At 29.2% G+C, this 14,348-nt stretch carries 17 protein-coding genes; 10 read left to right on the top strand and 7 right to left on the bottom strand.

All coding sequences use genetic code 11. The annotated features are described in order from the left end of the window. Window positions 1-5: 5 nt before the first annotated feature. The 7 genes from hisF to hisG form a co-directional block, all read right to left on the bottom strand. Entirely contained in the window at window positions 6-761 is a 756-nt protein-coding gene (gene hisF / locus BLT70_RS06955; RefSeq protein ID WP_091892947.1) for an imidazole glycerol phosphate synthase subunit HisF, read from the bottom strand. Between the two features lie 85 nt (window positions 762-846). After that, a complete protein-coding gene (gene hisA / locus BLT70_RS06950) occupies window positions 847-1,584 on the bottom strand; it encodes a 1-(5-phosphoribosyl)-5-[(5-phosphoribosylamino)methylideneamino]imidazole-4-carboxamide isomerase (protein ID WP_091897498.1) in 738 nt (245 codons plus the stop codon). An 87-nt stretch (window positions 1,585-1,671) separates the two neighbouring features. Further along, window positions 1,672-2,322: an imidazole glycerol phosphate synthase subunit HisH gene (gene hisH, locus BLT70_RS06945; protein ID WP_091892945.1), complete on the bottom strand. Its 651-nt coding sequence runs from the start codon at window positions 2,320-2,322 to the stop codon at window positions 1,672-1,674. A 74-nt stretch (window positions 2,323-2,396) separates the two neighbouring features. After that, window positions 2,397-3,533, bottom strand: a complete 1,137-nt coding sequence (hisB, locus tag BLT70_RS06940) for a bifunctional histidinol-phosphatase/imidazoleglycerol-phosphate dehydratase HisB (protein WP_091892944.1) — start codon at window positions 3,531-3,533, stop codon at window positions 2,397-2,399. A 55-nt stretch (window positions 3,534-3,588) separates the two neighbouring features. After that, window positions 3,589-4,644, bottom strand: a complete 1,056-nt coding sequence (hisC, locus tag BLT70_RS06935) for a histidinol-phosphate transaminase (RefSeq protein ID WP_091892942.1) — start codon at window positions 4,642-4,644, stop codon at window positions 3,589-3,591. 41 nt (window positions 4,645-4,685) lie between these two features. Further along, window positions 4,686-5,969: a histidinol dehydrogenase gene (gene hisD, locus BLT70_RS06930; RefSeq protein ID WP_091892940.1), complete on the bottom strand. Its 1,284-nt coding sequence runs from the start codon at window positions 5,967-5,969 to the stop codon at window positions 4,686-4,688. Window positions 5,970-6,142: 173 nt separating this feature from the next. Beyond that, window positions 6,143-7,000, bottom strand: coding sequence for an ATP phosphoribosyltransferase (gene hisG / locus BLT70_RS06925; protein WP_091892938.1), 858 nt, complete (start codon window positions 6,998-7,000; stop codon window positions 6,143-6,145). Window positions 7,001-7,340: 340 nt separating this feature from the next. Here hisG and ttcA point away from each other — a divergent pair, with 340 nt between their 5' ends. From ttcA to BLT70_RS06875, 10 genes are all read left to right on the top strand, one after another. Continuing rightward, complete coding sequence (ttcA, locus tag BLT70_RS06915; RefSeq protein ID WP_091892935.1) at window positions 7,341-8,120, top strand: tRNA 2-thiocytidine(32) synthetase TtcA; 780 nt, start codon at window positions 7,341-7,343, stop codon at window positions 8,118-8,120. A 275-nt stretch (window positions 8,121-8,395) separates the two neighbouring features. Continuing rightward, entirely contained in the window at window positions 8,396-8,959 is a 564-nt protein-coding gene (locus BLT70_RS06910) for a TetR/AcrR family transcriptional regulator (protein ID WP_091892933.1), read from the top strand. Window positions 8,960-9,026: 67 nt separating this feature from the next. Then, window positions 9,027-9,578: a carboxymuconolactone decarboxylase family protein gene (locus tag BLT70_RS06905; RefSeq protein ID WP_091892931.1), complete on the top strand. Its 552-nt coding sequence runs from the start codon at window positions 9,027-9,029 to the stop codon at window positions 9,576-9,578. A 100-nt stretch (window positions 9,579-9,678) separates the two neighbouring features. Beyond that, a complete protein-coding gene (locus tag BLT70_RS06900; RefSeq protein WP_091897496.1) occupies window positions 9,679-9,993 on the top strand; it encodes an EthD family reductase in 315 nt (104 codons plus the stop codon). Between the two features lie 3 nt (window positions 9,994-9,996). Then, window positions 9,997-10,653 carry a DsbA family oxidoreductase gene (locus tag BLT70_RS06895; protein WP_091892929.1) on the top strand — a complete coding sequence of 219 codons (657 nt, stop codon included), beginning with the start codon at window positions 9,997-9,999 and terminating at the stop codon, window positions 10,651-10,653. Window positions 10,654-10,672: 19 nt separating this feature from the next. After that, entirely contained in the window at window positions 10,673-11,335 is a 663-nt protein-coding gene (locus BLT70_RS06890) for a peroxiredoxin-like family protein (protein WP_091892927.1), read from the top strand. Window positions 11,336-11,724: 389 nt separating this feature from the next. Next, window positions 11,725-12,420, top strand: coding sequence for a haloacid dehalogenase type II (locus BLT70_RS06885; RefSeq protein WP_091892925.1), 696 nt, complete (start codon window positions 11,725-11,727; stop codon window positions 12,418-12,420). 300 nt (window positions 12,421-12,720) lie between these two features. Next, on the top strand, window positions 12,721-12,864 hold the full coding sequence (locus tag BLT70_RS17110) for a hypothetical protein (RefSeq protein ID WP_157691845.1): 144 nt from the start codon (window positions 12,721-12,723) through the stop codon (window positions 12,862-12,864). A gap of 228 nt (window positions 12,865-13,092) precedes the next feature. Beyond that, window positions 13,093-13,437 carry a DUF3024 domain-containing protein gene (locus BLT70_RS06880; protein ID WP_091897493.1) on the top strand — a complete coding sequence of 115 codons (345 nt, stop codon included), beginning with the start codon at window positions 13,093-13,095 and terminating at the stop codon, window positions 13,435-13,437. A 315-nt stretch (window positions 13,438-13,752) separates the two neighbouring features. After that, window positions 13,753-14,331, top strand: a complete 579-nt coding sequence (locus tag BLT70_RS06875; RefSeq protein WP_091892923.1) for a hypothetical protein — start codon at window positions 13,753-13,755, stop codon at window positions 14,329-14,331. Window positions 14,332-14,348 lie beyond the last annotated feature (17 nt).

Below are 14,348 nucleotides of genomic sequence, written 5' to 3'. Positions count from 1 at the left end.
ATTTTTTATATTCTAACTGGTATATGTTGTTTTTTCAACTCTTGTTTTAATTCTAAAATAGGGATTTCTCCAAAGTGAAAAACACTTGCTGCTAAAGCTGCATCTGCTTTTCCTTTTGTAAACGTATCTGCAAAATGCTGAATTGTTCCTGCACCTCCAGAAGCGATAATTGGTATATTTAAAATTTCTGATAAATGTGCCAAAGCTTCGTTTGCAAAACCTGCTTTTGTGCCATCATGATTCATAGAAGTAAACAAAATTTCACCTGCTCCACGTTCTTCAACTTCTTTTGCCCATTCAAATAATTTAATATCTGTAGGAATCGTTCCTCCAGCCAAATGCACAAACCATTCTCTATCAATTTGTTTTGCATCAATTGCAACAACAACACACTGACTTCCGAATTTTTCTGCCAATTCGTTTACTAAATCTGGTCTTTTTACTGCAGATGAATTGATTGAAACTTTATCTGCACCCCATTTTAACAACTCATTTACATTATCTACGGATGAAATTCCGCCACCAACTGTAAATGGTATATTAACTTGTTCTGCAACTTGGTGCACCATTTCTATCATGGTTTTTCTACCTTCTAACGTTGCAGAAATATCTAAAAAAACCAATTCATCTGCACCTAATTCTGCATATTGTTTTGCTAAAACCACAGGATCTCCTGCATCAATTAAATTTACGAAATTAACACCTTTTACAGTTCTTCCGTTTTTAATATCTAAACAAGGTATTATTCTTTTTGTTAACATATACGTTATTCGTCATTGCGAATGTAATGAAGCAATCTGTCAATTATTCAGGAGATTACTTCGTCATTCTTCCTCGTAATGACCTTTATTTTGTTAATATAAATTGCTCCAACTGTTTTAAACTGATTTTATTCTCATAAATCGCTTTTCCTATAATTACACCTTCACAACCATTTTCTGCTAATTTTGGGATTTCATCAAAAGCTGAAATTCCTCCTGAAGCAATTAGTTTTAAAGATTTTACATCTGATAAAATTTGATTGTAAATATCAAAACTTGGTCCTTGTAACATACCGTCTTTAGAAATATCTGTACAAATTACATACTGAATTCCTTTTTGCTGATAATCTGCAATAAACGGAATTAATTCTAAAGAACTTTCTTCTTGCCAACCATTTGTTGCTATTTTTCCACCATTATTATCAGGATAAAAATCAGCCCCTAAGATAATTTTTTCTGAACCATATTTAGCAATCCAATTTTCAAAAATTTTTGGATTTTTTACAGCAATACTTCCTCCGGTAATTTGATTAGCTCCAGAATTAAAAGCAATTTCTAAATCATTATCAGACTTTAATCCGCCACCAAAATCAATTTTTAAATTTGTTTTAGAAGCAATTTGTTCTAATACTTTATAATTGATAATCTCGCTAGCTTTTGCTCCATCTAAATCTACAACATGTAAATACTCGATTCCGGCAGCTTCGAATTCTTTAGCAACTTCTAACGGATTTACGTTATAAATTTTCTTAGTATCGTAATCTCCTTTTGTTAAACGAACACATTTTCCGTCTATAATATCTATGGCTGGTATTATTCTCATTTTTTTTAGCTTTTGGCTTTTGGCTTTTGGCTTTTGGCTTTTGGCTTTTAGCAAACTGCTAAAGGCGAATTGATAAAAGCAATATTTCTATAAATTTAAAAAGTTTTGTAAAATTTTTGCGCCTTCTACTCCACTTTTCTCCGGATGAAATTGTACTCCGTAAAAATTATCTTTTTTTAATGCGGATGCATATTCAAATTCATAATCTGTTGTTGCAATAGCGTCTTCACAAGATTCTGCATAAAAACTATGTACTAAATACATAAATTCTTTTTCTTTAATTCCTGTAAATAAATCTGATTTTAAATTATAAATCACATTCCATCCCATTTGAGGAACTTTTACAGCATTTGAAAACTTTTTTACAGCTACATCAAAAATCCCTAATCCTTTTGTATTTCCTTCTTCGGATGAATTACACATTAACTGCATTCCTAAACAAATACCTAAAACAGGTTGTGTTAAAGTAGGAATTACTTTATCTAAGCCACTTTCTTGTAACATTTTCATAGCAGAACTTGCTTCTCCAACTCCTGGAAAAATCACTTTATCAGCAGCTTTTATTTCATAAATATTATTTGATAAAACGGCATCTACACCTAAACGTTTAAAAGCAAATTGAATACTTTTTATATTTCCGGCTCCGTAATCTATAATGACAACTGAAGCCCCTTCTAACTTCCCCGAAGGGGAAGAACTCTCACTGTTATATTTTAAAATCTCTTTATCTAAACTCATATTATCTTTTATACTTTTTAACAACCAATTTTTGCTAGAGTGTTTCTTCCCTTCGGGAAGATTAAGATGGGCTTTTAAAGTACTCCTTTTGTTGATGGTAAAAACATTTTATTTGCATCTCTTTTAACAGCCATTTTCATTGCTTTTGCAAAGGCTTTAAAAATTCCTTCTATTTTATGATGCTCATTATCTCCTTCTGCTTTAATGTTTAAATTACATTTTGCGCCATCTGTAAAAGATTTAAACAAGTGTAAAAACATTTCTGTTGGCATATCTCCAATCATTTCACGTTTAAAATCTGCATCCCAAACTAACCAAGGTCTTCCTCCAAAATCTACTGCAGCTTGTGCCAAACAATCATCCATTGGCAAACAAAATCCGTATCGTTCAATCCCTAATTTATTTCCTAATGCTTTGTGGAACAATTCTCCTAAAGCAATCATGGTATCTTCTATTGTGTGATGCTCATCAACCTCTAAATCTCCATCAACTTTTACAGTTAAATCCATCGCTCCATGACGACCAATTTGATCTAACATATGATCGAAAAACTTAACTCCGGTAGAAATATCATTTTTACCAGAACCATCTAAATTTAATTTGATGTAAATCTTAGTTTCATTGGTGTTTCTAGTAATTTCTGACACTCTATCTTCTAGCTTTAAAAATTCATAAATAGCCTTCCAATCTGTAGAAGTTAAAGCAATACAATTTAGAATTTCTTGTTTAGAAGTTTCTATTTCATCGGCTCCTAATTCTGGATCTTCCGATAAAAAGATTCCTTTTGCTCCCAAGTTTTTTGCCAATTCCATGTCTGTAATTCTATCACCTAAAACAAAAGAATTTTCTAAATCATAATCTTCAGAAAAATATTTGGTTAATAAACCTGTTCTAGGTTTACGAGTTTCTGCATTTTCATGAGGAAACGTCTTATCTATATAAACATCAGAAAAAACAACACCTTCTTTCTCAAAGGCAGAAATTACTTTGTTTTGAGCTGGCCAAAAAGTATCTTCTGGAAAAGAATCGGTTCCCAAACCATCTTGGTTGGTTACCATTACCAATTCGTAATCTAGTTCTTCGGCAATTCTTGCCATATATCTAAATACTTTTGGGTAATATTCTAACTTTTCTAGACTATCTAATTGATAATCTACTGGCGGTTCTAGTACTAAAGTTCCGTCTCTATCTATAAATAATACTTTTTTCATATGGTAAATTTTTGCTTTTAGTAAAACACTAAAGACCAATAACTTTCTGCTATATTTATTGTATCTTTTTTAAAGCTCTTAATAATTTTTGATTTTCTTCACAAATACCAACACTAATTCGTAAGCAATTATTACACAAAGGCTCATTTGTTCTATTTCTTATAACAACGCCGTATTCAATTAATTGTTTGTAACGTTTTGTTGCATCGTCAACTTTAATCAATAAGAAATTAGCATCAGAATTGTATACTTTTTCTATATAATTAACACAACATTCAAGCTCTTTTTTTAGTCGATTTCTCTCACTAATTAATTGACTAATTTCATTTTTAACTTCGCCTATTTTTTGCAATCTAACAATTGCTCTTTGCTGTGTTAACTCGTTGATGTTATAAGGTGGTTTTATATTGTTTAAAACCTTAATTATTTCTTTAGATGCATAACAAATTCCTAAACGGATTCCTGCTAAACCAAAGGCTTTTGATAATGTTTGAGTGATAACTAAATTAGGAAATTTTTCTATTTTTTTTAACCAACTTTCTTTATCAGAAAAATCGATATACGCTTCGTCTAAAACAACCAAACCATTAAATTTAATTAATAATTCTTCAACAATATCATTTGTAAAACTATTTCCTGAAGGATTATTAGGCGAGCATAAAAATAAGATTTTACTGTTTACATCTACAGTTTCTAAAATCTTATTTACATTTGGTTGAAAGTTATTATTTAATAATATCTTTCTATTTTCAATAGCATTTAAATTTGCTAAAACTCCATACATTCCGTATGTTGGTGGTAATGTAATTACGTTATCTTTATTTGGCTCGCAAAAAGCTCTATAAATTAAATCTAAAATTTCATCACTTCCGTTTCCTAAAAGAATGTTTTCTTTACTTACGCCTTTAATTTCTGACAACAAATCTTTTACATTATTTTGTTGCGGATCTGGATATCTGTTAACACCATTTTCAAAAGGATTTTCGTTAGCGTCTAAGAAAATCATTTCTGTAATAGTTACATCTTTATACTCATCTCTTGCTGATGAATATGGTTTTAGAGATTTAATATTTTCTCTAAGCAAGTTTTCTAGGTTAAAGTTAGTTTTCATCATAAAACCTCTCGACTGCGCTCGAGGAGACATTTAGTATATTATTTTAAATCTTTTAAACGAATTGAAACTGCATTTTTATGTGCATCCAATCCTTCTGCTGCTGCCATTAATTCAATTGCATTTCCTATTGTTTGTATTCCTTCTTTTGTTATTTTCTGAAAAGTAATACTTTTTGTAAAACTATCTAAATTTACACCAGAATATGATTTAGAAAATCCGTTGGTTGGTAATGTATGGTTGGTTCCTGACGCATAATCTCCCGCACTTTCTGGCGTATAATTACCAATAAAAACAGAACCTGCATTTTCTATATTATCAACATAAAAATCATTATTTTTTGTACAAACAATAAAATGTTCTGGGCCATATTCATTAATCAATTCTAATGCAATTTCATCATTTTCAACAAAAATAGATTTTGAATTTACTATTGCTTTTTCTGCAATTTCTACTCTTGGTAATACAGCTAATTGCATTTTAATTTCTTTTTCAACTTCGTTAATTAATTCTTTGGATGTTGAAACCAAAATTACTTGACTATCTGCGCCATGCTCTGCCTGACTTAATAAATCTGACGCTACATAACTTGCGTTTGCAGAATCGTCTGCAACCACTAATAATTCACTTGGGCCAGCAGGCATATCTATTGCAACTCCATGTTTTGTAGACAATTGTTTTGCTACGGTTACAAACTGATTTCCTGGACCAAATATTTTATAAACTTGCGGAATAATTTCTGTACCAAATGTATAACCCGCAATTGCTTGAATTCCACCAACTTTTATAATTTTTGTTACTCCGCAAAGATTTGCCGCATACAAAATAGCTGGATGAATTTTCCCTTCTTTATTTGGTGGAGAACATAAAACAATTTCTTTACAACCTGCAATTTGAGCCGGAATTGCCAACATTAAAACTGTTGAAAATAAAGGTGCTGTTCCTCCAGGAATATACAAACCTACTTTTTGAATCGGTCTTTTTTCTTGCCAACATTCAACTCCGTTTGTTGTTTCTACAAAGACTTTATTGGTTTTTTGTGCTTTATGAAACTGGGTAATATTTTCTTTTGCAAGATTTATAGCATTTTTTAAATCATTAGAAATTAGAGCAATTGCTTCTTGAATTTCATCTGAAGAAACCAATTTATTTTCTAAAGAAACTCCATCAAATAATGCTGTATATTTATCTACTGCTTTATCACCATTTTTTTGAACATCATCAAAAATCTGATTAACAGTGTTTTCAATATCATCTACTGTTTTTGTTGGTCTTTGTAAAATTTGAATCCAATCTTTTTTTAATGGATTATTTATAATTTTCATAATAATTATTCTTTATAACCTTGCATTTGCGTTAGGGATTGTAGCATTTGTTTGAGCTCTTTTTTCTTTTTCTGAAAAAAAGCGAGTGCGAAAAGCCCGTTAAAACGCCCAAATAAAAATATTTCAATTTTTAGATACTGAAACAAGTTCAACATTTTATAGTTAAAAAAAAACTATAAAACCATTTTTTCAATTGGACAAACTAAAATACCTTCTGCTCCTTTTGCTTTTAGATCTTCTATAATTTCCCAGAATTCGTTTTTGCTAATTACTGTGTGTACTGAGCTCCAACCTTTTTCTGCCAAAGGTAAAACCGTAGGACTTCTCATACCTGGCAATACTTTTAAGATAGCTTCTAACTTTTCGTTTGGTGCATTTAACAATACATATTTAGAGTTTCTGCCTTTTAAAACCGACTGAATTCTAAATTGAATTTTCTGTAAAATAGCTCTTCTTTCTTCTGTTATTTTAGAAGAAACAGCTAAAACAGCTTCTGATTTAAGTAAAACTTCAATCTCTTTTAATCCATTTTTAAATAATGTAGAACCACTAGAAACGATATCACAAATTCCGTCTGCTAAACCAATATTTGGTGCAATTTCTACAGAACCATTAATAATATGCAAATCTGCATTGATATTTTGTTCTTTTAAAAACTTTTTAACCGTTTCTGGATACGAAGTTGCAATTCTTTTACCATCTAAATCTTTTAGAGAATTTGCTTCAGAATCTTTAGGAACGGCAATAGAAACTTTACATTTAGAAAACCCTAAACGTTCTACAAACTCAATATCTGATCCTTTTTCTATTAAAACATTCTCTCCAATAATGGCTGCATCTACAACTCCATCTTTTAAATATTGAGGAATGTCTCCATTTCTTAAATAGAAAACCTCAACAGGAAAATCTCTAGCTGCTGCTTTTAATTGATCTTTTCCATTATCAATAGAGATACCAATGTCTTTTAAAAGCTTCATTGAATCTTCATTTAATCTTCCTGATTTTTGTACTGCAATTCTTAAATTACTCATTTTTTGATTTGTTTTATGCCTGAGCAAATAGGGTTTAAAATTGAAAAAACCCGTTTGATTTGCTCAAACGGGTTTATAAATATGTTGATTTTATTCAATACACTTTTAAATCGCTTGATTGCAATTGTAAAAATGATGATGATGAAATTGAATAAAAGTCATGTCTTTTTTAATTATATGCAAATATCTGAATTTTATTTTAAAAAAAACAATTGAACTTTATAAAAATTAAAATAAATAAGAATATTTATCAAAATAATAAAATTTGTTAAAAATTTATATTTTCTATTTGTTAAAAAATAACTTTTTGGCTTAGTAACAATCTACTATTTTTGCAGCCATGGAAAACGTAAAACAGGTTACAAAAAAATTACAGCGTTCTGTAGCAGAAGCAATCCAGCAATATCGTATGATTGCAGAAGGAGATAAAATTATGGTGTGTCTTTCTGGCGGAAAAGATAGTTATGCCTTATTAAATATGATGTTATATTTCAAAAAAGTTGCACCAATTTCTTTTGATATTATTGCTGTTAATTTAGATCAAAAACAACCTGGTTTTCCTGAAGAAGTTTTACCAACCTATTTAACTAATTTGGGAGTTGATTTTAAAATTATAGAAAAAAACACCTATAAAATTGTGATGGACAAAACGCCAGAAGGCAAAACTACTTGCAGTTTATGTTCGCGTTTGCGCAGAGGCACCTTGTATGAAGCCGCCAAAGATTTAGGTTGTAATAAATTGGCTTTAGGACATCATAAAAATGATATTTTAGAAACCTTTTTCTTAAACTTCTTTTTCTCTGGAAAACTAGAAACCATGCCTCCTAAATTTAAAAATGATGCTGGCGATTTAGTAGTTTTAAGACCACTCGCTTTGTGTAATGAAAGTGATATTGAAACTTATGCTAGTTTTATGAATTTTCCTATTATTCCTTGTAATCTATGTGGCTCTCAAGAAAATTTACAACGCAAAAAGGTAAAACAAATGATTACTGATTGGGAAACAGAATTTCCCAATAGAAATGCCATTATGATGAATGCTTTGCAAAATGTATTTCCTTCTCACCTTTTGGATAAAAATCTCTATGATTTTGAAAATTTAGAATCTAAAATTAGCTAATCTTTGTATCTATTTTTTGTATTTAATTCCTTTTTAACCTAATTCTATTTTTTATATTCATTTATAAACTTTATGCTTTACTATTAACGCCAATTAATTATCAGATTACAAGAATTTCAACTAAAGAATAAGAGTCTTATAATCAATATAATTAACAATTTAAAACTAAAACTGTTCGTTTACAAAAGTTAATTAATTATTAAAAAACAAAATAAACAGTATTATATTTTTCTATTTCTAACCATTCGTTTAGTTTTGTAATGTAATTAGAATTAATGGCGCGTAAAAAAAAGTATAACGAAGATGAAGTAATAGAAAAAGCAATGTTGCTTTTTTGGAAAAATGGATATGAAACCACTTCTATGCAAATGTTAGAGCAAGAAATGGGTATAAACAAGTTTTCTATATATGCAAGTTTTGGTAACAAACACGGGGTATTTCTTGAAAGTTTAAAACACTATAAATTAAAAGTTAATACTGTTTTAGAAAAATTTAAAAAAGGAACCAATGGTATAGCAGATATTAAGCAGTTTTTTTACGATTCTGTAAGTTCTAATTTTAAAAGCGACCATATTAAAGGTTGTTTTGTAACCAATACCTATAATGAGTTTTCTGAAAAAGAAGATAAATGCATTAAAGAACAAATGAATTTATTTATGGATAATTTAAAATCCATCATCATAGAAAAGTTACAAATGGACACTACTAAAGATAAGCAAACTATTACAAAACAAGCTAATTATTTATTGTTAGCAAAAAATGGTTTAGCAGCAGCAGCTAGGGTAAATACAAAAGAAGAAATTGAAGATTATATTGAATTGATTTTTAAAAATCTATAAAAAAATTTAAACTAAAACTAAACGAACGTTTAGAAACTAAAAAGAAAGTAATAATAAAACAAAAATTATGACAACATTAAAAATTCATAACATAGAAAGTGCTCCAGAAGAGAGTAAATCATTATTAGAAAACTCTCAAAAGGCATACGGTATGATTCCTGGTTTACACGGTGTTTTAGCAGGATCGCCACAAATTTTACAAGCATACCAAACATTACACGAGTTATTTACACAATCTTCTTTTAACGAAGAAGAATTAACGGTAGTTTGGCAAGCAATTAATGTAGAACACGCTTGTCATTACTGTGTACCGGCACATACAGGTATTGCACATATGATGAAAGTAGATGCAGCTATTACAGAAGCTTTACGTAACGAAACACCTTTGACAGATTCTAAACTAGAAGCTTTACGCACTATGACATTATCTGTAGTTAGAAATCGTGGTAATGTTTCTCAAGAAGATTTAAATGCTTTTTATGCAGCTGGATACGAAGAAAAACACGTTTTAGATATTATCTTAGGTTTGTCTCAAAAAACTATAAGTAACTACACAAACCACATAGCTAACACACCAGTTGATGCAGCTTTTTCAAAATTTGCATGGACTAAAAAATAATATTGCTTCTTCTCCCCTAGAAACCATAGCATTAATTGATTGCTTTAAGCCTTCCGTTAAATTTACGGAAGGTTTATTAATTTTTAAAAAACATTTCAAAATGATAAAAGTATCTGTAATGTATCCAAACAGTAAAGATATACAGTTTAATACAGATTATTATACAAATAAGCACTTACCAATGGTTTCTAAACTAGTAGGTAACGCTTTAAAAGATTTAGAATTAGATTTGGGTATCGCAAGCAGAATTCATGGAGAAAAGGCTCCTTATGTAGCAATTGCTCATTTAAAATTTGATAGTATTGGAGCTTTTAAAGAATCTTTTAGCCCTCATGCAAAAACCTTTGCTGAAGATCTAAAAAACTACAGTAATGTGCAAGGAGTATTTCAAATTAGTGAACTAAAAACATTTTAAATTATGGCAGATAAATTAAAAATAGATATCGTTTCCGACGTTGTGTGCCCTTGGTGTACCATTGGTTACAAACGTTTAGAAAAAGCAATACATGAATTAGGTGTTGCAGATCAAATTGACATAGAATGGCAACCGTTTGAATTGAATCCGAATATGCCAGCAGCAGGTCAAAATCTAAACGAGCATATTACAGAAAAATACGGTTCTACTGTAGCGCAACAAAAACAATCAAAACAAATAATGACAGAAGCAGGCGCAGAATTAGGCTTTAAATTCGATTATTTTGATGAAATGCGCATCGTTAACACTTTTGATGCGCATATTTTATTAGAATATGCTAAAGATTTTGGAAAACAAACTAAACTAAAAATGACTTTAACAAAAGCCTTTTTTAGCGATAGAAAAGATGTAACTAAAAAAGCTGTTTTAAAAGAAGCTCTTTTAGAAGTTGGTTTAAATGCAGATGAAGCTTTAGCAAAATTAAATAACGACTACGCTCAAATAAAAGTAAGAGAAGAACAAAACTATTGGAAAAATATGGGTGTAAACTCTGTACCAACAATTGTTTTTAACCGTAAAAGCGCAATTACAGGAGCACAACCTGTAGCTACTTTTAAACAAGTTTTATCAGAATTAATTAAAGAACAACAAACAGTTTAATTTTATAATTTTTAAAAATATGAGTTCAAATAATAATGGCGAATTAGATGTCTTATTAGATAAAGTTAGGAAATCAGGAGCTGCAAAATTTACAGACGAAAAGAAGCAAATATATGCAGACGGAATTACAAGTGTTGCAAATTCTGGAGTCTTAGATTCGGCTTTAAAAGTTGGTGACAAAGCAAAGAATTTTACTTTAAAAAATGCATTAAACGAGTCGGTTACTTTATACAATGAATTAAAAAACGGCCCTGTAGTTTTAACATGGTACAGAGGTGGTTGGTGTCCTTATTGTAACATCACTTTACATGCCTTACAAGAAAAATTACAAGAATTTAAACAAGAAGGTGCTACACTCTTAGCATTAACTCCAGAATTGCCAGATAACTCCTTAAATACATCAGAAAAAAACAATTTAGAATTTACTGTTTTAAGCGATTTAGGAAACAATATTGGTAAAGAATATGGTGTCGTTTATTCTTTAACAGATGATGTTGCTTCTATTTACAATGCTGGTTTTGGGCTCAACAAAGTTAATGGAGATGCTAGTAATGAATTACCTTTAGCTGCAACGTATATTATAGACAAAAACGGAATAATTACCTATGCTTTTTTAGACGCAGATTATACACAGCGTGCAGAACCTTTAGAAATTATATCTGCTTTACAACAATTAAAATAACATCTTTTAAATAAAAGAACCTAAAAATATTAACAGAAATCTTCTGCTTTATTATACTTGTTTCTAATTTAGAAAAGTTTATAAATCTTTTAAAACATGTATTTGCAAACATAGAACAGGTATTATTTTTTCGTAAACAACTAACATACAAACTGTTGTAAAAACTCAACAAAATAGGTGTTTATTTAGCGTTGTTTTATTGGCATTTAAAGATAAAAATATAATATTTAGATAATTTATCTATTTTTATAATGATAGTTATTGCGGTTTATACGCATTTTGCATCCTAATGTTCCTGCAGAGATTCTTTCTATGCAATTTAAGCCAACTGTAATGCCAATTTCTTATATTGTATTAGTTTTATATAGCAAAAATCAAATTCATAAATTATGAAAAAAAGCAACTTAACAAGGCCCAAAGTATTATTTTTTGATGTAAACGAAACACTCTTAGATTTAACCTTAATGAAAAAACAGATTGGCGATGCTTTAGGTGGTAAAGAAGATCTATTGTCTTTATGGTTTACAACCATGCTGCAATACTCTTTAGTGGTTTCTGCAAGCGGACAATACAAACCCTTTGGAGATATTGGTGCTGCTTCTTTACAAATGATTGCTGCAAATAATGATATTGTAATTTCTGATGAAGAAGCCAGAAATATTGTTGTAAAATCAATGCAAAATTTACCACCGCATCCAGAGGTTAAAGACGCTTTAACTTTATTAAAAAAGAAAGGTTATATTTTAGTAGCTTTAACAAATTCTAACAAAGAAAGTTTAAAAAACAAATTTAAAAACGTTGGTTTAACCAATTATTTTGATGATTTACTAAGTATTGAATCTGTTGGCAAGTTTAAACCTTTTACCGATGTTTATAATTGGGCTGCAAATAGAATGAACGTAAAACCAGAAGATTGTATGTTAATTGCTGCGCATGGTTGGGATGTTGCTGGCGCACTTTGGGCTGGTTGGCGAGCTGCTTTTGTTAGTAGAACCAAACAACAAACTTTTCCGTTGGCTCCAAAAACCGAAATAAACGAAACTGATTTACTAAGAGTAGCAGAGATATTAATAAACTACTCATAAAAAATAAAATCTGTAAAAACTTAGCCTTTTAAATTGAAATACCTATTTTGTTGGTAAGATTTGAAGTGAATAAATTAACTTAGCAATATTGGTAAAATAGTTTATCATCAAAGTTTTAAAAAGACCTTAATAGAATTATTAAATTCGGGTAAATCTGTAAAAGATCTCACATAAGAGTTTGTAGTTAGTCAAGCTTTCATTCATAGATAGAATAAAGAATTTTACACTATATCTCTATTAAAATCAAAGTTTAGAGTTTGTAAAACAGATTCAAATCATACTTTTGCATTGGTTGATAATATGCTAAATAGAAACTTTACAAGTAAGCAATTAGGTGAAAAAAGGGTATCTGATATTACATATATAAAAGTTGGTAGTCAATGGAATTATCTTACAACTGTTTTAGATTTAGAAGACAGAAAATCGATAGAACCGGAAAACTAATTGATAATAAAGAGAAAATAGAATATGACTATAGATATTTTATTTAAAATTGTAATCTCGGAAATAAGTACTAGAGGTAACACCCTGTTTAATTAATTGCTCGTTTTAGCCAATTTACAAAATTCCAAACGAACTTTCTTGATTCTGTTTTTAATAGCTAACTTAATCTCTTATTCACTTAACAAACCATATACTAAACAAATTAAAAAATCAAAAACCACACAAAAAATGCCAACAAAAATTATAGACATTAACGAAGCTACTATAAAAAATTATGTAGAAAAATTACGTCCAGAAGATTTAGAAATTAGAAAACAAGTAGATATTGGGTATGCTTATAGAGCAAATGTTGTAAGTTTATATGAAATAAGACCCAATTGGCAAGATTCAAAGAAAATAGAAAAAATAGAGTTTGCAAGAATTAAACATTTTAAAACTAAAAAAATATGGAAACTTTATTGGATGCAAGCCAACGGAAAATGGATTCTATACAAACCCTTCTCAGAATCTACACATTTAAGTAAAATTATAGAAGCTATAAAAAATGATAAACATGGTAGCTTTTTTGGGTAATTTAAAATACCACATTAGCTATTAGCAAATAAAAACTTTATTTTAACACATTTTTTTAGTAGCGATTATTAAATTTACTATTGTTATTTAGAACACTATTAAACTGCTAAAATAGATTTTACGTTATTAACTGCAGAAGTTTGTACGACGTAATTAAAAAGTATCAGCAAAAAAACAGTAAAAGCTACACAAGTTTTTTGAATAAAAAACATCTAAATAGCTAATCATTTTAATTTTAAAAAAAGGATCAATACTTTAAAAGCACATATGTTTCATAAAAAAAAGTATAACAATTTTTATTTTATATTTCTATTGATGAGCAATACGTTATTTGCACATCAACCAGATGCATCTAATATCATAATTTCTAAAACAGATAACGGACAAGTTATTTTACAAATAACCAGCTCTTTAACAGCTTTTCAGCAAGAGGTTAATTTTATAAACGGAGAAGGTTATTATAAAACTCCAGAAGAATTTAGAAATCTAGTAATAAAACATTTTAAAAACCGTTTTTCTTTGATTATTAATAAGAACGACACCATAAAATTTAAAAATCCGAAAGTATTTTTAGGGCATGAAACAAAATTGGTTGCAGAAATTATAGGACTTCCAGAAGCTATAAAAAACATTCAAATAAAAAATACTATATTTAAAGACATTTACCTAAGTCAATCTATGGTTATCTTTTTATTATCACAATTTCCAACAAGCAAATACTCTTTAAATGTTGATAATAAATATCAAATAAATTTATCTCTAAAAGATGGCAATTGGGAAAAGGTAATAGCAAAAAAAACAAGTTCTTATTTAAAATATGCTGGATACTTTGCTTCTTTATTAGTACTTTTAGCAATGTTTTTTGTATTTAGAAAAAAAAATAAACTAAATTAAACATATAATTATTACGG

Source organism: Polaribacter sp. KT25b (assembly GCF_900105145.1).
GTDB lineage: Bacteria > Bacteroidota > Bacteroidia > Flavobacteriales > Flavobacteriaceae > Polaribacter.
This window is presented reverse-complemented; position numbering and strand designations above follow the sequence as displayed.